This is a genomic window from Mesorhizobium sp. URHB0026 (assembly GCF_054059755.1).
Map to the genome: position 1 here is coordinate 2,772,288 of NZ_JBSSCN010000001.1, position 22,631 is coordinate 2,794,918.

20 protein-coding genes and 2 pseudogenes are annotated in these 22,631 nt (G+C 63.2%); 15 read left to right on the top strand and 7 right to left on the bottom strand.

What is annotated here, in order from left to right:
- Positions 1–40 precede the first annotated feature (40 nt).
- Positions 41–1,034, bottom strand: a pseudogene (locus ACVWWD_RS13585) (GMC family oxidoreductase); the annotation flags it as partial.
- A 220-nt stretch (positions 1,035–1,254) separates the two neighbouring features.
- Here ACVWWD_RS13585 and ACVWWD_RS13590 point away from each other — a divergent pair.
- Genes ACVWWD_RS13590 through ACVWWD_RS13610 form a run of 5 tightly spaced genes read left to right on the top strand, consistent with a single transcriptional unit; the run spans position 1,255 to position 6,166 of the window.
- Entirely contained in the window at positions 1,255–2,529 is a 1,275-nt protein-coding gene (locus ACVWWD_RS13590) for a flavin-containing monooxygenase (protein WP_352547414.1), read from the top strand.
- Positions 2,530–2,573: 44 nt separating this feature from the next.
- Positions 2,574–2,990 (top strand): RidA family protein, encoded by a 417-nt coding sequence (locus ACVWWD_RS13595; protein ID WP_023782460.1) that lies wholly within the window; start codon positions 2,574–2,576, stop codon positions 2,988–2,990.
- A 5-nt stretch (positions 2,991–2,995) separates the two neighbouring features.
- On the top strand, positions 2,996–3,670 hold the full coding sequence (locus tag ACVWWD_RS13600) for a DUF1028 domain-containing protein (RefSeq protein WP_352547333.1): 675 nt from the start codon (positions 2,996–2,998) through the stop codon (positions 3,668–3,670).
- Positions 3,671–3,690: 20 nt separating this feature from the next.
- Complete coding sequence (locus ACVWWD_RS13605; protein WP_352547332.1) at positions 3,691–5,181, top strand: aldehyde dehydrogenase; 1,491 nt, start codon at positions 3,691–3,693, stop codon at positions 5,179–5,181.
- A 49-nt stretch (positions 5,182–5,230) separates the two neighbouring features.
- Complete coding sequence (locus tag ACVWWD_RS13610; RefSeq protein ID WP_015316459.1) at positions 5,231–6,166, top strand: LysR family transcriptional regulator; 936 nt, start codon at positions 5,231–5,233, stop codon at positions 6,164–6,166.
- 15 nt (positions 6,167–6,181) lie between these two features.
- On the opposite strand, the gene argE is transcribed toward ACVWWD_RS13610, so the two are convergent.
- A complete protein-coding gene (gene argE, locus ACVWWD_RS13615) occupies positions 6,182–7,339 on the bottom strand; it encodes an acetylornithine deacetylase (RefSeq protein ID WP_023771387.1) in 1,158 nt (385 codons plus the stop codon).
- A 224-nt stretch (positions 7,340–7,563) separates the two neighbouring features.
- On the opposite strand from argE, the gene ACVWWD_RS13620 reads away from it, so the two are divergent.
- The 3 genes and pseudogenes from ACVWWD_RS13620 to ACVWWD_RS13630 all read left to right on the top strand — a co-directional run bounded on the left by ACVWWD_RS13620 (position 7,564) and on the right by ACVWWD_RS13630 (position 11,820).
- Positions 7,564–9,633 carry an oxidoreductase gene (locus ACVWWD_RS13620; protein WP_352547330.1) on the top strand — a complete coding sequence of 690 codons (2,070 nt, stop codon included), beginning with the start codon at positions 7,564–7,566 and terminating at the stop codon, positions 9,631–9,633.
- Positions 9,634–9,868: 235 nt separating this feature from the next.
- Complete coding sequence (locus ACVWWD_RS13625) at positions 9,869–10,477, top strand: cysteine hydrolase family protein (protein WP_352547412.1); 609 nt, start codon at positions 9,869–9,871, stop codon at positions 10,475–10,477.
- Between the two features lie 79 nt (positions 10,478–10,556).
- A pseudogene (locus tag ACVWWD_RS13630) lies at positions 10,557–11,820 on the top strand (DUF763 domain-containing protein).
- A 6-nt stretch (positions 11,821–11,826) separates the two neighbouring features.
- On the opposite strand, the gene ACVWWD_RS13635 reads toward ACVWWD_RS13630, so the two are convergent.
- A complete protein-coding gene (locus tag ACVWWD_RS13635) occupies positions 11,827–12,027 on the bottom strand; it encodes a KTSC domain-containing protein (protein ID WP_352547328.1) in 201 nt (66 codons plus the stop codon).
- A 71-nt stretch (positions 12,028–12,098) separates the two neighbouring features.
- The gene (locus ACVWWD_RS13640; protein ID WP_352547327.1) at positions 12,099–12,536 is read right to left on the bottom strand and encodes a GFA family protein; all 438 of its coding nucleotides are present in this window, start codon (positions 12,534–12,536) and stop codon (positions 12,099–12,101) included.
- Positions 12,537–12,722: 186 nt separating this feature from the next.
- Between ACVWWD_RS13640 and ACVWWD_RS13645 the strand changes: the two genes are divergently transcribed.
- The gene (locus tag ACVWWD_RS13645; protein WP_457103122.1) at positions 12,723–13,301 is read left to right on the top strand and encodes an alpha-ketoglutarate-dependent dioxygenase AlkB; all 579 of its coding nucleotides are present in this window, start codon (positions 12,723–12,725) and stop codon (positions 13,299–13,301) included.
- Positions 13,302–13,463: 162 nt separating this feature from the next.
- Here the strand turns inward: ACVWWD_RS13645 and ACVWWD_RS13650 are convergent, their stop codons facing one another.
- Together ACVWWD_RS13650 and ACVWWD_RS13655 are read right to left on the bottom strand one after the other, a co-directional pair.
- The gene (locus ACVWWD_RS13650; protein ID WP_023782453.1) at positions 13,464–14,321 is read right to left on the bottom strand and encodes a DUF1236 domain-containing protein; all 858 of its coding nucleotides are present in this window, start codon (positions 14,319–14,321) and stop codon (positions 13,464–13,466) included.
- A 121-nt stretch (positions 14,322–14,442) separates the two neighbouring features.
- Positions 14,443–15,228, bottom strand: coding sequence for an SDR family NAD(P)-dependent oxidoreductase (locus ACVWWD_RS13655; protein WP_352668055.1), 786 nt, complete (start codon positions 15,226–15,228; stop codon positions 14,443–14,445).
- 103 nt (positions 15,229–15,331) lie between these two features.
- On the opposite strand from ACVWWD_RS13655, the gene uxuA reads away from it, so the two are divergent.
- The 6 genes from uxuA (at position 15,332) to ACVWWD_RS13685 (ending at position 21,450) form a co-directional block, all read left to right on the top strand.
- Positions 15,332–16,516, top strand: coding sequence for a mannonate dehydratase (uxuA, locus tag ACVWWD_RS13660; RefSeq protein WP_352547324.1), 1,185 nt, complete (start codon positions 15,332–15,334; stop codon positions 16,514–16,516).
- 317 nt (positions 16,517–16,833) lie between these two features.
- A complete protein-coding gene (locus ACVWWD_RS13665; protein ID WP_352547322.1) occupies positions 16,834–18,180 on the top strand; it encodes an NAD(P)/FAD-dependent oxidoreductase in 1,347 nt (448 codons plus the stop codon).
- 83 nt (positions 18,181–18,263) lie between these two features.
- Positions 18,264–18,548, top strand: coding sequence for a hypothetical protein (locus ACVWWD_RS13670; RefSeq protein WP_352547320.1), 285 nt, complete (start codon positions 18,264–18,266; stop codon positions 18,546–18,548).
- Between the two features lie 253 nt (positions 18,549–18,801).
- Positions 18,802–19,821 carry an isopenicillin N synthase family dioxygenase gene (locus tag ACVWWD_RS13675; protein WP_352547318.1) on the top strand — a complete coding sequence of 340 codons (1,020 nt, stop codon included), beginning with the start codon at positions 18,802–18,804 and terminating at the stop codon, positions 19,819–19,821.
- 286 nt (positions 19,822–20,107) lie between these two features.
- Positions 20,108–20,797 carry an SDR family NAD(P)-dependent oxidoreductase gene (locus ACVWWD_RS13680; RefSeq protein WP_352547316.1) on the top strand — a complete coding sequence of 230 codons (690 nt, stop codon included), beginning with the start codon at positions 20,108–20,110 and terminating at the stop codon, positions 20,795–20,797.
- A 401-nt stretch (positions 20,798–21,198) separates the two neighbouring features.
- Positions 21,199–21,450 (top strand): DUF768 domain-containing protein, encoded by a 252-nt coding sequence (locus ACVWWD_RS13685; protein ID WP_015316487.1) that lies wholly within the window; start codon positions 21,199–21,201, stop codon positions 21,448–21,450.
- 65 nt (positions 21,451–21,515) lie between these two features.
- Here ACVWWD_RS13685 and ACVWWD_RS13690 read toward each other — a convergent pair whose 3' ends face one another.
- Positions 21,516–22,628, bottom strand: a complete 1,113-nt coding sequence (locus tag ACVWWD_RS13690; RefSeq protein ID WP_352547313.1) for a DmpA family aminopeptidase — start codon at positions 22,626–22,628, stop codon at positions 21,516–21,518.
- Positions 22,629–22,631: the final 3 nt, after the last annotated feature.

Below are 22,631 nucleotides of genomic sequence, written 5' to 3' on the forward strand. Positions count from 1 at the left end.
TGCCGACACCGGGCAGATCGAGAATCGGCGTGATGCCGATCTGCCGCAGCTCGTCCGCGGGGCCGATGCCGGATGCCATCAGGATCTTGGGCGAGTTGATGGCCCCGGCACAGAGCACGATCTCGCGGCTGGCCGCGAGTATTTTTTTGCTCGCCGTCGTGACGCACCCGCAGGCCGGTGGCGCGCCCTTCGGCAATGACAAGGTCGACCACCTCGCATGCACTGAGCAGCGTCAGGTTCCCGCGATGGAGCACCGGACGCATGAAGGCGGTGAAGCTGCTGAAGCGCTGGCCCCGGTTCTGGGTGACGTTGTAGATCCCGACGCCGAACTGGCTCTCTGCATTGAAGTCTTCGTTGGCGGGCAGGCCGGCACGTTCGCCGGCCAGGACGAACATGGCGGAAAGCACGTTCGGATCGCGCGGATTGTCGACCATGAGCTCGCCGTCCGCGCCGTGATAGCGCGGGTCCTGGGCGATCAGGTTGCGCTCCAGCTTCCTGAACACTGGTAGCACGTCGTTGTAAGCCCAGCCGGCGCAGCCGAGCCCGGCCCACTCGTCATAGTCCTGCGCCGCGCCGCGAATATAGACCATCGAGTTGATCGAACTCGATCCGCCCAGCGCCTTGCCCCGGTTGACCGGAATGCTGCGGTTGTTGAGATGGGGTTGCGGCACGCCGACGAAACAATAGTCGTAGTTCGGGTTGCCATAGAGCGACAGAATGCCCGCCGGAATCCTTACCCGCGGGCTGTTGTCGCTGCCGCCTGCCTCTACCAGGCACACCCTGACCGCCGGATCGGCGCTCAGCCGATTGGCCACCACGCACCCGGCCGAACCCGCGCCGACGACAATATAGTCATAGCTCTCAGTCTTCATGCCAGCCCCTCGAGAATGCCGGCTCGTGGCATTGCCGAACGGGCCGCTGCGAGGCTGCTCCTGTTCCGCAACGATTCCGTGCCGACACGTGCCCGGCTTCGCCGCCAGCTCATTCGGCGCTGCGGATCCGGCCGCTGAAACTGTAGATGCGACCACCGGCATGAGAAATTCGGAAATGGTTACGCGTGACTTCGGAGATTCGTTATGGGCGCCCACCGGCACGTGCTGCTACTTGTGAGCGCCAATAGGGAGGCGACCGGATGGCGCACGGCTTGTTCGGAACACGGAGAAATGGATCTCCCGGGGCTGCGTTTGCCGGCCGCCGGAAATCGGTTTCATCACGTGCGGCGGGAGCTGTCGGATGGTCAGAAAAGGACTGGGCATGTCGGTTGAGACGATAGACACGCTTGTCGTTGGTGGCGGCCAGGCTGGGGTGGCCATGAGCGAGCACCTGAGCAAATGCGGGGTGCCGCATCTCGTTCTCGAACGCGGTCGCATCGCCGAGCGCTGGCGCTCGCAGCGGTGGGACTCCCTGGTTGCCAATGGCCCGGCCTGGCACGACCGCTTTCCGGGCATGGAATTTCCTGTGACAGGCCCCGATGGCTTCCCCTCCAAGGAAGAGGTCGCCGACTATTTTGTCGCTTACGCAAAGCAGATCAATGCGCCGGTCCGCTGCGGCGTCGAGGTCAGGTCCGTGCAAAGAAATGTCGGCCGGCCCGGATTCCGAGTCGAGACGTCCGATGGCATGATCGAGGCCAACAGCGTTGTCGCGGCGACTGGCCCTTTCCAGGTCCCGGTCATCCCGCCCGTCGTTCCTGCCGATGCCGGCATCCTGCAAATCCACTCCAGCGCCTACCGCAATCCCGCGCAGTTGCCGAAAGGCGCGGTGCTGGTGGTCGGCGCGGGCTCCTCGGGCGTCCAGATTGCGGACGAACTCCAGCGTGCTGGCAAACGCGTCCATCTCTCGGTCGGCGCGCACGACCGCCCGCCGCGCGCCTATCGCGGCCGCGACTTCTGTTGGTGGCTGGGCGTTCTCGGCAAATGGGACCTCGAAACTCCCGGACCCGGCACGGAGCATGTCACGATCGCGGTGAGCGGCGCGCGGGGCGGAGAAACGATCGATTTTCGCCGTCTGGCGGGGCAGGGGCTTACGCTCGTCGGCATGACGAGGGCGTACCAGGACGGTGCCATGACCTTCGCGCCCGATCTTGCCAAAAACATCGCCCGCGGTGATGCCAATCTGATGGCATTGCTGGACGAGGCCGACGCCTATGTCGCGCGCAACGGTCTCCACCTTCCCGAAGAACCCGCTGCCCGCCGGATCGGCCCTGACCCGGACTGCGTGACCAATCCGATCCTCGAGCTCGATCTGGCCGAAGCCGGGATAAGTTCGATCATCTGGGCGACAGGCTTTGCCGCCGATTACAGCTGGCTCAAGGTCGATGCCTTTGACGAGCAGGGCCGGCCAAGGCACCAGCGCGGCGTCTCGACCGAGCCGGGGATCTATTTCCTGGGACTGCCCTGGCAGTCACGCAGGGGATCGAGCTTCATCTGGGGCGTGTGGCACGATGCCAAGCACGTGGCCGACCGTATTTCGACGCAGCGCAAATATCTCGCTTATCACGCCGCCGCTAAGCGCGAAACCGTGGACGCCTGACCGCCGCCGACGGCTGCCGCGAGCCCGACCTGATGGAGATCAAGATGAAGCATACCCGAATTCGTACCTTCAATACGAAGGACACCTATCCCGAGCAGAAGCTCGACAACGATCTGTGTCAGGCGGTCGTCACACGGGGTGGCCGGACGATCTATCTGCGCGGGCAGTGCCCGCAGGATCTCGATACCGCCACGAATATCGCCAGCCACGATCCGGTCGAGCAGACGCACAAGGTGATGCAGAACATCAAGCAGCTCATTGAGGAATGCGGCGGCACCATGGAGCATCTGGTGAAGGTGGTGATTTACCTGACTGATGTGCGCCATCGCGAAGCCGTCTACCGGACGATGGGCGAATACATCAAGGGCGTCTATCCGGTTTCGACCGGCCTTGTCGTGTCGGCCCTGGCGCGGCCGGAATGGCTGGTCGAAATCGACGGCACGGCCGTAATTCCGGACTGAGCGCCATGACCTTCTCCATCGTCGCACGGTGCCGGCGCACCGGTATGTTCGGGGTAGCGATATCCTCATCATCTCCCGCGGTCGCGGCCCGCTGCGCCTATGCACAGGCAGGCGTCGGCGCCGTTGCCAGCCAGAATGTCACGGACCCGACGCTCGGGCCACGGGCGCTGGAACTGATGGCGCGAGGCGCCTCCGCCGCCGAAGCCGTCGCGATCCTGAAGCGTACGGCCGCTTTCAGCGAATACCGGCAGGTCCTGGCGGTCGACAAGGCGGGCGGCAGCGCGATCCATTCGGGACCGAAAGCGCTTGGCATCTGGAGCGAGGCACGCGGCGAGGACGTCGCCTGCGGCGGCAACCTGCTTGCCAGCGATAGGGTTCCGCAAACCATGGTGGACGCCTTTCTCGCCTCCGAAGGCGATCTCGGCGACCGGCTGATCGTCACCATGCGAGCCGCACTCGAGGCCGGCGGCGAGGCGGGGCCTGTCCGCTCCGCCGGCATGAAACTGGTACGCGATGTGTCATGGCCCGTCGCCGACCTGCGTTGCGACTGGACCGAAGGGTGTCCGATCGAGCAGCTGGCAATGCTGTGGGACATCTACAAGCCCCAGCTCGATGCTTATGTCACGCGCGCCCTCAACCCGTCCGGTGCGCCAAGCTACGGCGTTCCCGGTGATGAGTAGTTCGACAATCTGGAGCCGGCATGCACGAACTCAGTCATAAGGATTGGATCGGCAAAGCCTCGGCTATCCGTTTTCGCGACAGGGCGTTCATCGACGGCAAGGCATTGCCCGCGTGTTCCGGCAGAACATTCACCAGCATCAATCCTGCCACGGGAGCAACGCTCGCCGAGGTGGCTTCCTGCGGCGAAGAGGACATCGACCTTGCCGTCGCCGCGGCACGTCGCAGTTTTGAGGCCGGCGTCTGGTCGAGAGCGAGCCCTCGGCATCGCAAGCAGGTGCTGCTGCGGCTGGCGGAATTGCTGCGTGAGAACCTGCAGGAGCTCGCGCTGCTGGAATCTCTTGATATGGGCAAACTGGTCAAGGACGCAGCGACCGTCGACGTGCCGGGGTCGGCGGCGATCTTCCAGTGGTACGGCGAAGCGATAGACAAGGTCTATGACGAGGTGGCGCCCACGGCCCGAGGTGACCTTGCTTTGGTACGGCGGGAGCCGCTTGGGGTCGTGGGCGCCGTCGTGCCGTGGAACTTTCCGCTCGACATGGCAACCTGGAAATGCGCGCCCGCGCTGGCTGCCGGCAATTCGGTGGTGCTCAAACCCGCCGAGCAGTCGCCTTTCTCGGCGCTCAGGCTGGCCGAGCTTGCCATGGAAGCAGGCCTGCCCGCCGGCGTGCTCAATGTGGTGCCCGGCCTCGGCGAGACGGCCGGACAGGCGCTTGGCCGCCATATGGACGTGGATTGCCTTGCCTTCACCGGATCGACCGCTGTCGGCAAGATGTTCCTACAATATTCCGGCCAGTCGAACATGAAGCAGGTCTGGCTGGAGACCGGTGGCAAGAGCCCCAATCTGGTGTTCGCCGATTGCGGTGATCTGGACGCGGCAGCTGACATGGCCGCCTTCAGCATCTTCTTCAACCAGGGACAGGTATGCTCGGCCAACTCCCGGCTTCTGGTGGAGCGCGGCATCAAGGATGCGCTGCTCGAGAAACTGGCGCAGCGCGCGACGGCGACCCAGCCCGGCGATCCGCTCGACCCTGCATCCAGGATGGGTGCGATGGTGGACGCGCGCCACGCCGCGACCGTCATGCGTTTCGTCGATGGCGGCAAGAAGTCGGCACGGCTGGTGACCGGCGGCGACCGGGTTACCGTCGGCGGGCGCGGCAGTTTTGTGCAGCCCACGATCTTCGACGACGTCTCGCCCGACGACCCGCTTGCGCGCGACGAGATATTCGGTCCGGTCCTGTCGGTGATCGCCTTCGACACCGAAGACGAGGCGCTTCGCATCGCCAACGACAGCGTCTATGGCCTGGCCGCATCGCTGTGGACCGACAGCCTGTCGCGGGCGCATCGTCTGGCGGAAAGGCTGCGCGCGGGCACGGTTTCCGTGAACACCGTCGATGCGCTGAGCCCGATGACTCCCTTCGGCGGTTTCAAGCAGTCCGGCTTCGGGCGCGACCTGTCGCTGCACGCGCTCGACAAGTACACCGCGCTGAAGACAACCTGGATCAAATATTGAGAAGCGGCCGCGACTTGATCGCCGGCCGCAAACCGGCAACATAGCCACCATGCCGCTTCGCTTCACCCTGAGACAACTCGAATATTTCGTCGCCGTTGGCGAAGCGGGTTCGATCGCCAAGGCGGCCGAGCAGGTGAATGTCTCGCCGCCATCGATCTCGGCGTCGATCGCTCAGCTCGAAGCCGAGTTCGGCGTGCAGCTTTTCGTGCGCAAGCATTCGCATGCGCTGGCGCTGACGGCGGGCGGGCGCCTCTTCCTCAAGGAAGCCGCGCGTCTGCTCAACGACGCGGACGCGCTGCACGACATTGCCGGGGATATCGCCGAAAAGGTACGCGGACCACTGGCGATCGGCTGCCTACTCACTTTCGCTCAGATCGTGTTGCCGGCGCTGCGCAAGAAATTCGAGGACGCCTATCCCGATGTGCGGGTCAGGCAATTCGAGCGCAACCAGGGGCAACTGTTCGAGATGCTCCAACGTGGCGAGATAGACGCCGCGCTGACCTACGATCTGGAGCTGTCGCAAGACATGACTTTCGAGCCGCTGATGCAGTTGCCGGCCTATGTCATGCTGCCGGCCGCGCATCGGCTGGCGGCGAAGGCAGGTATCACGCCCGAGGAGCTGGTCGATGAGCCGATGGTGCTGCTTGACCTGCCCTACAGCAGGGAATATTTCCTGTCGGCTTTCCAGCCTAGGGGCCTGCGGCCCAAGATCGTCGAGCGCACCGGCGACATCGCCGTGATGCGCTCGATGGTCGCCAACGGCTTCGGCTACGGCATCGCCAATATGCGGCCGCTCAACACCATGTCGCCGGACGGCAAATTACTGGTCTTTGTGCCATTGTTGGGCGACCTCAGGCCGCTGACCATAGGAATTGCGCTGCCGAACGCCGAGCATCGCACGCTGACGGTGCAGGCCTTCATCGACCACTGTCGCCGCTTCGTCGTCGAGCAGGGCGTCTTCGGTACCGAGCGCATCGTGAAGTGAGGCCTGCCATGCGGCTCACGGCCAGCCGTCCGTGAGCCGTTCCAGCAATCTGTCCAGCATCGCGTCGCAACGCCGCAGCTGTTCGACGCTGACAAATTCGTCGGGCTTGTGTCCCTGCGCCATGGAGCCCGGCCCGCAAACGACTGCGGGCGTGCCGAGATCGCGGCTGAACAATCCGCCCTCCGTGCCGAACGCGACTTTCATCGTGTCGTTGGCACCGGTCAGCGACTTGACGAAAGCCACCGCCTCCGATGCGGCCGGCGTGTCGAGGCCCGGATAGGTGTTGGTGATCTCGATGTCGATTGCTGCCTCTGCCGCGGTCGAAGCGGCGTCCTCGGCAATGCGCACCGCCGCGGCGCGCAGCCTGTCGAGAATGCTGGCGGCGTCGTCGGCGGCAATGTTGCGGATCTCGAAATCGACGTGGCAGAGGTTGGGCACTATGTTGAGCGCGACGCCGGCATTGATCTTGCCGACATGAACCGTCGTGTAGGGAATGTCGTAGTCGCCGTCGCGGGCGCCGTCGCGGGCCAGCCGTTCCTGTTCGTCACGCAAGGCGCGCACGAAATCGCACCCGAGGTGGATTGCATTGAGCGCCAGCGGGGCGAGCGCCGAATGGCCTTCGCGTCCCCTGCAGACGGCGCGAGCGGCAAGCTTGCCCTTGTGCCCGGTCGCCACCTGCATGTTGGTCGGCTCCCCGACGATGCACAGCAGCGGGCGCTGCGGCGCCGCACTCAGCATTTCGATCAGGTCGCGCACGCCCAGGCAGCCGACTTCCTCGTCACATGAGAGCGCCAGATGCAACGGCGTCCGAAGCGCCATCCTGGAGGCCTTGATGCAGGTCGCGAGCGCAGAGGCCACAAAACCCTTCATATCCGCCGCGCCGCGCCCATAAAGCTTGCCGTCGCGCTCGGTCATTTCGAATGGAGGCAGCGTCCAGTCTTGGCCGTCCACGGGAACCACGTCGGTGTGGCCGGACAGCATGACACCGGGTCTGCCTGCCGGGCCAATGGTGGCAAAGAGATTGGCCTTGTGCCTGTCGGCGCTGTGGACGATCTGGCAGGCAACGCCGCTTGCTTCGAGCAAGTCGGCCGTATAACCGATCAGGTCGAGGTTCGAGTCGCGGCTCACCGTGGGGAATGCGATCAGCCGTTCGAGAATTCTGATGCTGTCCATTTTCTGTCTCTCGGCCGGGTTCTGGCTGTCTAGCATCATGCCGCCGATGCTCTGAAGTCGCATTTCGCTCAGCCCCGGTTCAACGCAGACTAATTCGCGCCGGCGCGCGCGATTAGGCGTGTCCTAATCGGCACAGAAGAAATCCGTAGTTTTCCCGCGCCGGCTCCAACTTATGAGTAGTCTCGGCAGCACCGGCGGTGCCGAGCCGGCAGGGAGGAAGCTACATGCGCGACCCACGCTACGACATCCTGTTCGAGCCGATGAAGATAGGTCCGGTGACGGCCAAGAACCGCTTCTATCAGGTTCCGCACTGCAATGGCGGTGGCTATCGCGATCCATCGGCGGCGGCAGAGATGCGCCGCATCAAGTCGGAAGGCGGCTGGGGCGTCATCTTCACCGAGCAGACGGAGATGCACCATACCTCCGAGATCACGCCTTTCATCGAACTGCGGCTATGGGACGACGCCGACATTCCGGCCTTGGCCAAGATGGCCGAGGCCATGCACGAGCACGGGGCGCTGGCCGGCATCCAGCTCGCCTATTCCGGCATCAACGGCCCCAATCTCTACACCAAGGAGGTGCCGCGCGGGCCATCGGCCCTGCCGATCCGCACCTTCACCAACGATCCGGTGCAGGCGCGCGCCATGGACAGAGAGGACATACGCGACCTGCGCCGCTGGCACCGCAATGCCTTCAAACGCGCCAAGCAGGCGGGTTTCGACCTTGTCTGCCTCTATGGCGCGCACGGCTTCGGCATCATCCAGCATTTCCTGTCGACGGCCACGAACCAGCGCGGCGACGAATATGGCGGCTCGCTGGAAAACCGTTCGCGGTTGATGCGCGAGCTGATCGAGGAAGGGCGCGACGCGATCGGGGACACATGCGGCCTGACGCTCAGGCTGTCGTTGGACGAGATGATCGGTGAACTCGGCTTCGCCAATTCGGAAGTCCGCGACATGATCGAGATGCATGCCGAACTGCCCGATCTTTGGGATCTCGCGCACGGCGCCTGGGAGGATTGCTCGGGTCCGTCACGCTTCAAGGACGAGGCGGCGCAGGAAAGCCTGATATCGGGCATCAAGAAGCTGACCTCGAAGCCGGTCGTCGGCGTCGGCCGCTTCACCTCGCCCGACGTGATGGTCAGGATGATCAGGTCGGGCACGCTCGACTTCATCGGCTGCGCGCGCCCGTCGATCGCCGATCCCTTCCTGCCGAGGAAGGTCGAGGAGGGGCGTATCGAGGACATCCGCGAATGCATTGGCTGCAACATCTGCATCACCGGCGACATGACCATGTCGATCTCGCGCTGCACGCAGAACCCGACCTTCATGGAGGAATGGCGCAAAGGCTGGCATCCTGAGCGCATGCAGGCAAAAGGCGACAGCCACAGCGTGCTGATCGTCGGCGCCGGGCCTGCCGGACTGGAGGCCGCGCGTGCGCTAGGCATGCGCGGCTATAAAGTTGCCATCGCGGAAGCGGGCACCGAGCTTGGCGGGCGCGTGGCGCGCGAAAGCAAACTTCCAGGCCTGTCGGCCTGGGGCAGGGTGCGCGACTATCGGCAGTATCAGCTCAGCCAGATGCCCGATGTCGACATCTATTTCGAAAGCCGGCTGTCGGCCGGTGACATCCTCTCGTTCGGCTTCCAGAACGTCGCCATTGCCACCGGATCGACCTGGCGCCGCGACGGCGTCGCGCGTGCCCATGTCGTGCCGATGCCGATCGACGCCGCGATGCCGGTCTACTCACCCGACGATCTGATGGCCGGCAAGGTTCCGGCTGGCAAGGTCGTGCTGTTCGACGACGACCACTATTACATGGGCGGCGTTCTCGCCGAGCTGATGGCGCGTCAGGGAACGAAGGTGACCCTGGTGACGCCGTCGGCCTATGTCTCGGACTGGACACGCAACACGCTGGAGCAAGGAGCCATTCACCGCCGCCTGGTGGAACTCGGCGTCGATATCGTGCTCAACCGGACCGTCACGAGTGTCGCTTCAGGTGGCGTCGTGACGTCCTGCGCCTATACGGGCGCGAAACAGGATCTGGCGGCCGATGCCGCCGTCCTGGTCACGTCACGCAATCAGGATGACGCCGTTTGGCGCGAGCTCAAGTCGCGGGAAAACGAGTGGGCCGACAGCGGCATTCGTTCGATCAAGGTCATCGGCGACGCCGAAGCACCGGGGCCGATCGCCTGGGCAACCTATGCTGGCCACCGCTTCGCCCGAGAGCTGGACGAACCTGACATCGGCGACGCATTGCCGTTTCGGCGGGAAGTCGCCGCACTGGCGGCGGAATAGAACGCCGGAAAGCTGCAGATCAGATCGCCCGCCCTTCCTGGTCGAGAAATGCAGATGCCGGGTTCGGCCCGCAGGCCGACCTTGGCGCTGGTCTCGGGCGCGGTCCTTGATTGTGGATGACGAGGCAGGTCTGGCCTTCGTCCAGCTCGACAGGAACGAGTTCTCGCATGCGGCGTTGCGTATCCGGATGGCAGTGCCGGAAGTCATGAGAACACCGCCGGTCGGAGATGCGTTGATGTCGATGCCAGGCTTGGCTTATGGCCCATTGGGCGACCGGTGCATGCATGTCTGCGTGGATATGCAGAAGCTGTTTGCCGAACCGTCGCCGTGGGCGACGCCCTGGATAACCCGTGTCATGCCTCAAATTGAGAGGCTGGTCGAAAGGCGTGCGGAACAGACGGTCTTCACGCGCTTCCTGCCTGCGCAAAGGCCGGGACAAGGCGCTGGTACATGGAAGCGCTATTATGAACGCTGGGCCTCGATGGCGATCGACAATATCGGACCGGAGATGATCGAATTGTTGCCGGCGTTGGCAGCTTACTGTCCGCCGGCGGCAGTCATCGACAAGCACATCTATTCCCCATGGTTCGAAGGGCGCCTCAGGGCCTTTCTGATGGAACGCGAGATCGACACGCTGGTCGTCACGGGAGGCGAAACCGACGTATGCGTCCTGGCCACCGTTCTCGGGGCTATCGATTTCGGCTATCGCGTGGTGCTCGTCACCGACGCATTGTGCAGTTCTTCCGACGCAACGCATGACGCGCTGCTTACCGTCTATCACCAGCGCTTCGCGCAGCAGGTCGAGACAGTCGAGATGGAAACGGTTCTCTCGAACTGGACTTGACGCCACTGTAGCATCGGCCTTCCCTGCGGGGTCTGTAGTGCTTATCTGTCCCATCGCGGACACTGGAGCAGGCAAAGACGTGGCGCAACGATCGGGCAGTGCGGATCTCCATCTTCACGGTGGACGCGTGCCGAAATGGCTGGGCGACCGCATGACGCGTCTCGGTGCCGTCATGTGCGAGGCGATCATCCATCACTATGGCCGCAACGAATTGCTGCGGCGCCTGGCGCATCCGTTCTGGTTCCAGTCCTTCGGCGCGGTCATGGGCATGGATTGGCATTCGTCCGGCATCACCACCAGCGTCGTCGGCGCCTTGAAGCGCGGCCTCACGCCGTTGTCGGGCGAACTCGGCATCCACGTCTGCGGCGGCCGTGGCGCGCATTCGCGCAAAACCCCCCACGAGCTTGCCGCCATCGGTGAGCGTATCGGCTTCGACGGAGCCCGCCTTGCGACCGCCAGCCGGCTTGTCGCCAAGGTGGACAGCGCCGCCGTTCAGGACGGCTTCGACCTCTATCTGCATGGCTTCATCGTTACCGACGAGGGCGACTGGGTGGTGGTGCAGCAAGGCATGAACGGCGACAGCAAGGTGGCGCGCCGCTATCATTGGCTGTCCGAAGGTTTGACGAGTTTCGTCGACCAGCCGCATGCCGCCATAGAAGGCGCCAACAAGGGCGAGATCGTCAACCTGACCGACCGCCGCGCCGAAGCCTCGCGCCAAGGGACAGCTTGACCTGCTCCAGGATCTTGGGCCGGACCGCATCCTTCGGGAGTTCGCCGCGCTGGAGCCCGGTACTGCACCGGCTCCGGTGCAGCCCCTGCTGCCGCATCTGGTCATGCCGGCTCATCATGACGTTCGCGAAAGCGACGTCGTGATGCATCGCCTTCACGGCAACATGGCCGCTGCCGCCGAGCGAGGTCCAGCTGATTTTGCCGAGCTTCTCCTGGTTCCGGGCGTAGGCGCCCGCACCGTGCGGGCACTCGCCCTCGTTGCCGAAGTGGTGCATGGCGCGCCGTGCCGGTTTTCGGATCCGGGTCGTTTTTCGCTGGCGCATGGTGGCAAGGACAGGCATCCGTTCCCTGTACCGCTCAAGGTTTATGACGAGACGATCGGCGTCCTGAAGTCAGCCGTGCAAAAGGCCAGGCTCGGTCGCGAAGAGGAAATCGGCGCCTTGAGGCGGCTCGACGACCAGTCGCGGCAGGTCGAGCGATACGTCACGGGTCCCAGCCTCAAGGAAATTGTCGCCGGCGAATTCGACCAGTCGCATCTGCTTGGCGGCCGCAGTGTCTTTGGTTGGGAACCGGCGCCGGATGAGGTGAGCGCCGACGAGAACAGGAAGGCGTGACGGGCATCACGCCACGCGACGATATCTGTGGTGGTCCTTGATGAATTTATTGAAGAAGCGGCCTTTCGAAGGAGCGCGCATGAACGCGGCATAGGTAGCCGAGGCGACGTCCTCATAGTCATAGCGGTTGCCATGCGGCACGAACCAGACAGAGAGGATCCTGGTCGCGGGATCGTATTGCGTGTTTCGAATGACGGTTGACGGCATGCTGTCACCTGACGGCTCAGCCAAATAAACCTGCCAGGCGTGGTGCGGTTCCGTGCCGCTACCCGACCTCGCTACCGGTCGCGTGGGTTGCCGAACTTCGCGTCGCGTTTCCTCGAATAGCGCTCGATGCGCGCCAGCTTGTCGGCAAAGTCGACCCAAGGCAGCCTGAGGTCCCAATAGGCATGAGCCTGTGGCCGCAGCCCTTCGGGTTTGTCGAAGAACCCGATCGTCAGATAAAGCTCGTCCGGCAGCCCTTCGTCGCTATAGCCTATCGAACTCCCGCAGTCGGGACAGAAAGTGCGGATAACACCCGGCGTCTTGGAAAAGGCCTTTGGCGTCCCCCGCGAAAGGTTGAACTGGCTCGGCCGATACCCGACCCAGACGGTGAGTGGACTGCCGATGGCCCGTCGGCAATCGTCATCGTGATCGTAGCATATCCAGAAAGGCTCACCGTCCATGGTGGCGGCAATCGCCCCGCAAAAGCAGGCCCCGGTTTCAACGCGCGGCATCCGGCACTCCACGGCTGGAACATATCCGGCGCCTCCGACGGAACCGGCATTCCTAAACTTTCACGCTGCCCCCGCGGTTCCGTTTGACGTGTCCAGGGCAGGCGAGCGCGGTCCCCATATTGCCTTGTTGTCCGGCCTTCACCATCTAGGCAAAATGTCGCCGCTCAAATCGAAAACAGCGGCCGTGTGGCCCAGCATGATCTCTTCGGTGCCGCTCAGCATGGTCTGCCGGAGGGTTTCGCCTACCGGACCGGACTGATCACGCCACAAGACGAAGTCGAACTCGTCCGTCATCTAGAGGCACTGCCCTTCAAGGCCTTCGACTTCCATGGTCATCTGGCAAACCGGCGTGTCGTCGGTTTTGGCCTTCGCTACGATTATGACCGGCGCGAGGTGGTCGAGGCACCGCCGATACCTGATTTTCTATTGCCCTTGCGCGAAAGGGTCGCGGCTTTTGCGCGCCGGCCGGCCGAAACCTTCGCGCAGGTCTTGATCAACGAATACCGGCCCGGCGCCGGTATCGGTTGGCACCGCGACAAGCCGCACTTCGAGGAGGTCGCGGGCGTTTCGCTGCTGGCGCCCTGCGATTTTCGCCTTCGGCGCAAGAATGGGTCTAAATGGGAGCGTCGAACCATCACCGTCGAGCCGAGATCGGCCTATCTCATGACAGGGCCGTCGCGAACGCAATGGGAGCACAGCATCCCGCCGCTTGCGGAGCACCGCTACTCGATCACCTTGCGGACATTGCGGCCTCGCAATCCCTGAACATGCGCTGAGGTTTGCACCGAAAGCTTTCCGTATTCATCTCGCCATTAGTGCTCAACCCGACCCGCGTGCAGCGGGGCGGGTTGAACGATCTTGTGCTCTAACTCTCTGTTTTTACGCAATTCCGAACGGAAACCGCTACGCACTTTTCCTTGGAATTGCCTAGGTCAATACCAGCACGATCTTGTATGTATCCGGATCGACGATGACGATCCGGCCGTCGGCGAGAACGAAATATTCGTACGCCTCGTAGGCTGGGACGAGCTTCACGATGCGAGCCGGCAAGCGATGCAGCCTGACCTTGTGCCGCGGAACTTCGATGCCGACGGAGACGTCGAAATCGACGTTGGCGATCGGCTCGACCTTGGTTTCCCTGATCACATGAGTGATCTGGGTCTTCTGTTCAACCGTCACATTGTTGATGGAAGCGGTCGAGGTCTTGTCCTCCGTGGAGGCCTTGCCCTGGGCCTGTTGATCGGTCTGGACCTTTGTCTTGTCCTGAGCTTGCTGATCCGTGGTGGTGCCAGCCTTGCCCTGTGCCTGCTGGTCAGTCTGGACCTTTGTCTTGCCCTGAGCCTGCTGATCCGTCGTGGTGCCGGCCTTGCCCTGTGCCTGCTGGTCGGTCTGGACCTTTGTCTTGTCCTGGGCCTGCTGGTCAGTCTTGGTGCCGGCCTTGCCCTGTGCCTGCTGGTCGGTCTGGACCTTGGTTTTGTCCTGGGCTTGTTGGTCAGTCTTGGTGCCGGCCTTGCCCTGGGCCTGTTCGTCCGTCTTGGCCTTGGTCTTGCCCTGTGCCTGCTCCTCTGTCTTGGCCTTGGTCTTGTCCTGAGCCTGCTGATCAGTCTGGGACTTGGTGCCCTGCGCCTGCTCCTTCATCTTGGAGCCCTTCTGGCAGTTGGTCGTGCCGGAAGCGCAATTTGTGTCAGCTCCTGATTGGCTGTCGGCCGGCTGCTGCGTCTGAGCCATCGCCGTCCCGCAGCCGAGCCCGATCGCAAGCATGCTGGTAATGAGAACATGTTTCATAGGAAATCTCCTTCGGAGAGTTCGTCCCTTCAAGGAGTAAAACTTCGACCAAAAAAGATTGTTCCGAACTGGCTGCGTTAATGCACCGCTCCCGATGGTTCCGAGATCGATCTTCACGGTCTTACTTCACGCCGATGCCGGCGGTGAGGCCGCCATCTATCTTGTAGTCGGCGCCTGTGCAGAAGCCGGCCTTCGACGAGCACAGGAAAGCGATGAGTTCCGCCACTTCCTCCGGCTCGCCGATGCGGCCGAGCGGATGGGCCGCGCCGAAGCGCCTGTAGGCCTCTTCCACGTCGGCATCGCTGCCGCCGTCGCCACGCGCGGCCTTTTCGAGGATCGGTGTGCGGATCGAGCCCGGGCTGACCGAATTGACCCTTATGCCGGATGCGGCATAGTCGAGTGCCAGCGAACGTGTCAGCGTATGGATGGCGCCCTTGGTCGTGGCATAGGCGGCAACGTTCTGCTGGCAGGCGAAGCCCTGCACCGAAGCGACGTTGACGATGGCGCCGCCGCCACGCTTGATCATTTCCGGGATGCCGAAATGGGCGGTCAGATAGATCGAGCCGACATTGACCGTCATAGCCCGGTTCCAGGTCTCCCAGTCGGTTGTCGTCGCCGTTCCGTAGGGATGCACCGCCGCCGAATTGACGATGACGTCTATGCCGCCGAATTTCGCCACGCCGGCCGCGACCGCGTCGCGAACCTGCTCGGAAACGGAGACGTCAACCGTTTGCACCAGCGCATCGGCTCCGGATCTGGCGAGGCTTTCCTGCAGGGCGGCATTGGCCGCGCTGTCGATCCCGCAGGCGACGATCGCGGCGCCCCCAGCCGCCAGGCGTTTGGCGGTTGCCAGACCGATGCCGGTCGTTCCTGTCACAAATGCCACCTTGCCGTCAAAATCAGTCATCGCGGAAGCTCCTTCATTCGCTATCGAAACCGGCCGCTCTTAGTTTGACACTCGTCGTGGTCAAACAATAGGTTGCCGGTCTCTCGCGGAAAAGGAAGTGGCAATGGAACAATGCTGGCGCTGGTACGGTCCCGATGATCCTGTGACGCTTGAACATGTCAAACAGGCCGGCGCCACCGGCGTGGTTTCAGCGCTTCACCAGATCTATGACGGCAGGGCCTGGCCTGAAGCCGATGTGCTCGAACGCAAGCGCGTCATCGAGGCGGCTGGGCTGACCTGGTCGGTTGTCGAGAGCATTCCGGTTCACAATTCCTTCAAGATCGGCGCGCCGGAGCGCGAGCGCTATGCCGGCTATTATCGCGACAGCATCCGCGCGCTCGCGAAGGCCGGCATCCAGACGATCTGCTACAATTTCATGCCTGTGGTCGACTGGACTCGCACCGACCTGGCCTACCGGCTGCCGACGACCGGTTATGCCTTGCGCTTCGATGCCATCGATTTCGCTGCCTATGATCTGTTTGTCCTGCAGCGCAAGAACGGCGCGGCAAGCTATACGCCGTCACGTATCGCCCAGGCCGAGAAGCGCCTTGAGGCGCTGACAGCGGAGCAGATCGACCAGATCGAGCGCAATCTGATCGCCGGCCTGCCGGCGACGGAGCGTAGCTATAACAGGGACAGTTTCCGCGAGGCGCTGGCGGAATACGACGCGATTGGGCCTAAGGAACTGCGCGACAACCTTGCCTGGTTCCTGCGCGAGATCATCCCGGCGGCCGAAGAGGCGGGTGTGCGCATGTGCATCCACCCCGATGATCCGCCGTTCTCGCTTTATGGCCTGCCGCGCGTCGTTTCGACGGCCGAGGATGCGCGTTTCATTCTCAAGACGGTCGACAGCCCGGCAAATGGTTTGACGTTCTGCACCGGCTCCTACGGTACGCGCGCCGACAACGACATTGTCGCCATGGTCAAGGAATTCGCCGACCGCATCCATTTCGTCCACCTGCGCAACATCACCATCGAGGAGGACGGTTCGTTCTACGAGGCCGAGCATCTCGAGGGCGGCACTGACATGGCGCATGTCATCCTCGCTTTGATGCAGGAAGAGAAGCGCCGTCGCGGAGAAGGCCGAGCCGACTGGCAAATTCCGATGCGGCCCGATCATGGCCATCTGCTTGCCGACGACATCGGCAAGAAGAAGATCAACCCCGGCTATTCGCTCATCGGCCGGCTGAAAGGCCTCGCGGAGCTGCGCGGCATCATGCGTGCGGTTGAGCGGTTCGGGCTGGCCTGAAGTCATCGGACGGCAAGCTAACGTTCGCGATCCTCCGCCGGAATGTCGCGACAGGTATGAGCGAGCGCTTCGCTTCGTCCGGCATTCGCATGCCCTAACCACCCGATTGTCGACGAAGCCGAGGGCTGCCCTGCGACGAGAAGCGGCTTCGACGGGTGGTCAACAATTTTATCGAGCTGGCACGCAAATTTTCGAGGTCGGTCGTGTAGTGCTCGTCGGCGTACTTCCTGCTTGGCCAGTGTCCGAAAGCGGGCGACTTTCGCGCCACTGGGACCAGCCATCGGCGTGGGGCACGCTTATGAAAAAAGGACAGTCCTTTGACGATCTTCCCTTTTACCGAAGCCAGTCCGATCCAGTTCCAGGCGCCGCTGCCGAAGACGTCGGATGTGGTCATTGTCGGCGGTGGCATCATCGGCGTGACCGCGGCCCTGTTCTTGGCCCGTCACAACATACCGGTGACCTTGCTGGAGAAGGGACGCATCGCCGCGGAGCAGTCCTCGCGCAATTGGGGCTGGATTCGCCAGCAGGGCCGCGACGCGGACGAATTGCCCATCGTCATCGAAGCGCTGCGTCTCTGGCGCCAACTGGCGGAGGAGTGCGGCGAGGATATAGGCTTGACGCAGACGGGCGTGACCTATCTTGCGCGGACCGACAAGGAGATGGCCGGTTTCGCCAAGTTCCTGAAGATCGCCGAGGCCCATGGCGTCGACACGCGCCTCCTCGACCAGGGCGAGACCGCCAAGCTGATCCCGGCCATGTCACGCCTCTTCAGGGGCGCCATGACCACGCCGTCGGACATGCGTGCCGAGCCCTGGGTCGCCGTGCCGGCGCTTGCCCGCCTGGCCGCTCGCCAGGGTGTCACAATCATCGAGAACTGTGCGGCACGGATGCTCGACATCTCCGCAGGGCGGATCAGCGGTGTCTGGACCGAACGAGGGCGCATCGCCACCTCGAACGTGCTTGTCGCCAGCGGCGCCTGGACGTCGCTGTTCCTGCGCGCGCATGGCATCTCGATCCCGCAGCTCAGTGTCCGCACGACCGTCGCGGCGACCGCGCCTATGCCGGAAATCCATGCCGGCGCTGCCGCGGACGAACGCATCGCCTTCCGGCGTAGGAAGGACGGCGGATACACGCTCGCGGCGGGAGGCAGCCACCTGCTCTATGTCGGGCCGGATGCATTGCGTCACGCACCGAAATACCTGCCCGCCCTGAAGGCAAATCCTTTCGGCACGCGCTACCTGCCGGCGGCGCCGCGTGCATATCCGGACAGCTGGTTCACCCCGCGCAAATGGGATGCCGACAAGGAAAGCCCGTTCGAAAGGATGCGTGTTCTCAATCCTGCCCCGGAGCCCAGGGCCCTTCGCGCCATCGATCATGGGTTCAAGGAGCTTTTTCCGCAATTCGAGGCGGTGCCGCTCAGGGCAAGCTGGGCCGGCATGATCGATGCGATGCCGGATGTGGTGCCGGTGGTCGATCGTGCCGCAGCGGTCGATGGCCTCGTCATTGCGACCGGGATGAGCGGCCATGGCTTCGGCATAGGGCCCGGCATGGGCCGCGTCCTGTCCGACTTGATCCAGGGCAACGAGGCTGGACACAACCTTCACAGGTTCCGTCAATCCCGGTTCAGCGACGGCAGCCCTATCCGGATGGGACCATCGCTTTAGGCGAGATTGCCCTGACGCCGGTTGCGGCGGCAGGTCAGGTCGGGCGACCTGATGCAGGTGCCTGGCTTGTCGGGATTCACGCCATGACCGGACTGAGCGATGCCGGCGAGTTCGAAGGCGGCATCGGTACGACCTACAATCTGCTTGGCAGGCTCTATGTGGCGGTCGACCAGGCCATTCGTGCCGGCGACGTGGCGCGGGCAAAGGCGCTGCGGATGGTGTCGGAGGGCTTCATCGAGGCACTGCTGGAGACCGGCGTGCTGCCGGGCATGAAGGCGGACGACCGGCCTCTACCAGGAGCTCGACAGCTCGCCGACCCTGACGAGCCACGCGACCTGTTCGGCATGCTGCTCAGGGCAGCCCAATAGCGTGGAGGTCGCGCGCCTGCTGGCGGTCCGTATCTGCGCGGATGATCGCTGTCATTGTCAGCTTGCCGGCGCGCGCGCAAAAATTGTTCATCGCGGCGGCCTCGAAGGGCCGATCGTTTCTTTCTTGGCAATCTGGCGTCGATGACACTTGCAGGCATTGCTGGCGGTTGTGACCGCCGAAAAGTGCACGCCTGTCCAACAGTCCTGGTTCGCGGACGATAACATCCGCACAAAGCCGGGAAAGGAGCCTCATATGCCCAGAATAGTACCCGTGCTCGACTTGAGCCGCTTTGAACAAGGCGCGTCGGAACGCCGGACTTTTCTGGCGGATCTGCGTTCCGCTTCGCGCGACATCGGCTTTTTCTACCTGGCCGGACATGGCATCTCGTGGGCGGAAATCAGTGAGGTGCTCACCGCGACGCGCCGCTTCTTTGCCTTGGCCGAGGCCGACAAGCTCGCGATCGAAATGGTCAAATCCTCGCAGTTTCGCGGCTATACCCGCGCCGGCGGCGAGCTGACCAAGGGCAAGGCCGATTGGCGCGAGCAGCTCGACATCGGCGTCGAGCGTCAGCCCATAGCGCAAGGGCCAGGAATTCCCGCATGGACGCGGCTGCAGGGCCCGAACCAGTGGCCCGCTGCGTTGCCGGAACTCAAACCCGCCCTGCTGGCATGGCAGGCCAAGGCAACAGCAGTGGCCATCAGGCTGTTGAAAGCCTTCGCGCTGTCGCTCGATCAAGCCGAGGACGCCTTCGACCCGATCTACCGCGAGCAGCCAAACCACCGCATGAAAATCGTGCGCTATCCCGGCCGAGAGGCGACCGGCGATGACCAGGGTGTCGGCGCGCACAAGGATGGCGGTTTCCTGACGTTGTTGCTTCAGGATGACAATAAGGGGCTTCAGGTCGACTATGACGGAAGCTGGGTGGATGTGGACCCCATTCCCGGTACGCTCGTCGTCAACATCGGCGAATTGCTCGAACTGGCCTCAAACGGCTATTTGCGTGCGACCGTGCATCGTGTCGTGACGCCGGCGGCAGGCATTGAACGCATTTCGGTGCCGTTCTTCTTCAGCGCCAGGCTCGATGCAACGATACCGCTGCTTAGCCTTTCCGAGGACCTGGCGGCTCGGGCGCGCGGGCCGGCCAGCGATCCGGACAATCCGCTGTTTCGCGATGTCGGAACCAATGTGCTGAAAAGCCGGCTGCGCTCGCATCCCGATGTCGCTCGGCGCCATTATGCGGATCTGCTTGAGCCGGAAAGCCCGGCCGTCTGAGTCTTGGATAAGAAAGAACGGGATTTTTGCCATCCCGACCGATTCTTGGAAAATCATTCGTCGTATCCGGCGAAGAATCGGCTCAAAAAGGAAAGATCCGTTCGGTGTTTTCCTCCCATTTCATTGAGCGGTGTTCCCCTCTGAAGGTTACGACCTTCTTTTTTGGCCGGGCCGTTTCGCGCCCGGCCATTTTTCTTTCCGCACTGCGTGTTGCCGGTGCGGCGCTGATCCGGCAGAGTTCAACATGCGTCGGCGGTTCAAATCAGTGGAAGAAGGAGAGGGTCTCATGACATCCAACGTTACCGTCATAGCAGGGGCGGGCTCCGGATTGAGCGCCTCGCTCGCGCGTCTTCTCGCCAGGGAAGGGTTCCATGTCGTCCTGGCCGCCCGAAACATCGAGAAGCTCGATGCGTTGCAAGCGCAACCCGGCGCGCAAGCCGTGGCGACGGATGTCTCGGATCCAGCATCGGTCGAGCATCTGTTCGATATCGCGGACAAGGCTGGCCCGCTTTCCCTGGTGATTTTCAACGCCGGCGGCCGCGCTCGCGGTCCAATAGCCGAACTCGATCCCGAGGCTGTCCGACAGGCTTTGCTGGTCGGGGCCTATGGCGGGTTCCTGGTAGCTCAGCAGGCGGCCCGCCGGCTGATCGCTCAAGGGGCGGGCTCGATCCTCTTCACCGGAGCGACAGCAAGTGTGAAGGGGTTCGCCGGCTCCGCGGGCTTTGCGATGCCGAAATTTGGATTGCGCGGGCTGGCGCAATCAATGGCCCGTGAACTGGCGCCCAAGAACATCCACGTCGCGCATTTCATCATCGACGGCGCCATTGCTTCGGCCGCTTCCGGACAGGAGCCCGGGCCGCAGGATCGCCGGCTGTCTCCGGATGCGATCGCAGAGGCCTATCTCGCCATCCATCGCCAGCACCGCAGCGCCTGGACGTGGGAAATGGAGCTCAGGCCGTGGGTCGAAAATTTCTGACTGGATCAGCGATCCATGCGACTTTTGCATGGCTCGTCTGCACGAGCCTTGAGGAGAGTCGACATCGGACGAGGATGTCACTATATAGCGGCGGCTTCGCGGGCTCACGCCTTCAAGCGCAACGTCATAAGGCGGCTGTAGCGACAGCCATTGAGATTAAGAAACGGACTGGAAGCCGTAAAAGGTAGAAGCAATTGCTCGGAGCGGGAAGATCCCGCCAACGGTACAGTCCTTCAGAATCAGAAAATGTTCTTCACCCCTCGATTTCCTTCGGCTCTGTGGACCCTGGACGGCTTCGGCTTGCCGGCTGGCCGCGACTCGGCTCGAATGGGAACATGCATCCTTCACGGGATGCCGACGCTTATGATTACCAACCGGCTTTGCCGCCAGGGAACAGCAGTATGAGTGAACACGCGATCGAGTTCTTGCGGGGATGGATCGGCGAAAAGGTCCATTGCCAGTCCCACGCCAGGATCGAGAAGCAGGCCGAGACGTTGGCCCGCGAATGCGCCGCCAAGGCTGCCGAGGTCGGCATACCGCTGGAGGACATCCAGGAGGAAGTCGGCGACATCCAGGAATTGATTGCTTCGCGGCTCGAGGAAGCGGCCGAGGCCGACGAAAACCAGCAGGCTTCCAGCAAAGCCGCGGAATAACTACGGGGTCAAACCTGTTCGAGACGCGCGGGCTTCGGCCCGCGTTTTCGTCTCAGCCATCCCTCTCACCCAAACTTTTCTTCCAGCCACGCCTTTGGCAGCGCCGGCACGAAATTGCCGTCGCGCCCGGTCATGTCGTCATTGGCGATAAGAGCGTTGAGGATCGATTCCTCCACCGTCTGAACCACCGCATCGAAGAACGCGTCGATGTCTGCATCGGGAATGAAATCGGCGCTGGCGATGCGGCCGGACAGCCCCAGCGCCGCGGCGGGGTTGGCCGTCGAGAAGGCGAGGAAGATATCGCCCGAACTGTGATAGCCGAAGCCGCCCGTCAAGGCGACGCCGAGCGGCACACGGCGCGCCAATCGCTTCATTTGATGCGGCAGGAAAGGCGCGTCGGTCGCGATGATCGCGATGATTGAGCCCTTTTCCGCGCGCGACGTGGCTTCGCGGATCGCCGGCTCGGTGAGTTCGGCGCGCAGGCCACGAATGGTGAAATTATGCCGCTTGCCGAAATTCGACTGCACGAAGGCGCCGACCGTGTAGGTTCGCCCTTGCCATGCGACGATGCGCGAGGCCGTGCCGGACCCTGCCTTGAAGCCGAAGGTGATCATGCCGGTGCCGCCGCCGACGCTGCCTTCCTCGACCGGTCCGCCAGCAGCCCCGTCAAGGGCTTCGGCGACGTGCTCCGATGTTAGATGGTGGCCGTTGATGTCGTTGAGAAACCCGTCATAAGTCTCCGCCGCCACCGGGAGCCCCCAGGCGCTGTCGATCGCGGCCGGCAGCACCCGGTTCATCCAGCGCAGCGTGCCGTCACGCGCAACACCACAGGAATGCGTGTTGGTGATGGTGATCGGGAAGTTGAAGGCGCCGGTTTCCTCGATGATGTGCGAGCCGGTCATCTCGCCATTGCTGTTCTGGCTGAAAACGCCCGCGAAGACCGGCGTGGCCAATTCGGCGCGGGGCCTCGGCAGGATTGCGGTCACGCCGGTGCGTACCGGCCCCTTGCCGACGATAAGCGGACCATCGCCCGTTATCAGCGTCGCATAGCCGACAGAGACGCCGGGCACGTCGGTGATCGCGTTGAACGGCCCGGGTGTTCCGTGGAAGCCGATGGTGAAGCTTCGCGCGCGCGGCTTGCCGGACGGCGTTGCCAGATGGTGCGGATTGTCGATCATGCT

Coding starts and splice junctions, on each gene's coding strand:
- ACVWWD_RS13590 (WP_352547414.1), top strand. CDS start 1,255: ATGTCGGTTGAGACGATAGACACGCTTGTCGTTGGTGGCGGCCAGGCT.
- ACVWWD_RS13595 (WP_023782460.1), top strand. CDS start 2,574: ATGAAGCATACCCGAATTCGTACCTTCAATACGAAGGACACCTATCCC.
- ACVWWD_RS13600 (WP_352547333.1), top strand. CDS start 2,996: ATGACCTTCTCCATCGTCGCACGGTGCCGGCGCACCGGTATGTTCGGG.
- ACVWWD_RS13605 (WP_352547332.1), top strand. CDS start 3,691: ATGCACGAACTCAGTCATAAGGATTGGATCGGCAAAGCCTCGGCTATC.
- ACVWWD_RS13610 (WP_015316459.1), top strand. CDS start 5,231: ATGCCGCTTCGCTTCACCCTGAGACAACTCGAATATTTCGTCGCCGTT.
- argE (WP_023771387.1), bottom strand. CDS start 7,339: ATGGACAGCATCAGAATTCTCGAACGGCTGATCGCATTCCCCACGGTG.
- ACVWWD_RS13620 (WP_352547330.1), top strand. CDS start 7,564: ATGCGCGACCCACGCTACGACATCCTGTTCGAGCCGATGAAGATAGGT.
- ACVWWD_RS13625 (WP_352547412.1), top strand. CDS start 9,869: ATGTCGATGCCAGGCTTGGCTTATGGCCCATTGGGCGACCGGTGCATG.
- ACVWWD_RS13635 (WP_352547328.1), bottom strand. CDS start 12,027: ATGCCGTCAACCGTCATTCGAAACACGCAATACGATCCCGCGACCAGG.
- ACVWWD_RS13640 (WP_352547327.1), bottom strand. CDS start 12,536: ATGCCGCGCGTTGAAACCGGGGCCTGCTTTTGCGGGGCGATTGCCGCC.
- ACVWWD_RS13650 (WP_023782453.1), bottom strand. CDS start 14,321: ATGAAACATGTTCTCATTACCAGCATGCTTGCGATCGGGCTCGGCTGC.
- ACVWWD_RS13655 (WP_352668055.1), bottom strand. CDS start 15,228: ATGACTGATTTTGACGGCAAGGTGGCATTTGTGACAGGAACGACCGGC.
- uxuA (WP_352547324.1), top strand. CDS start 15,332: ATGGAACAATGCTGGCGCTGGTACGGTCCCGATGATCCTGTGACGCTT.
- ACVWWD_RS13670 (WP_352547320.1), top strand. CDS start 18,264: ATGACCGGACTGAGCGATGCCGGCGAGTTCGAAGGCGGCATCGGTACG.
- ACVWWD_RS13675 (WP_352547318.1), top strand. CDS start 18,802: ATGCCCAGAATAGTACCCGTGCTCGACTTGAGCCGCTTTGAACAAGGC.
- ACVWWD_RS13680 (WP_352547316.1), top strand. CDS start 20,108: ATGACATCCAACGTTACCGTCATAGCAGGGGCGGGCTCCGGATTGAGC.
- ACVWWD_RS13685 (WP_015316487.1), top strand. CDS start 21,199: ATGAGTGAACACGCGATCGAGTTCTTGCGGGGATGGATCGGCGAAAAG.
- ACVWWD_RS13690 (WP_352547313.1), bottom strand. CDS start 22,628: ATGATCGACAATCCGCACCATCTGGCAACGCCGTCCGGCAAGCCGCGC.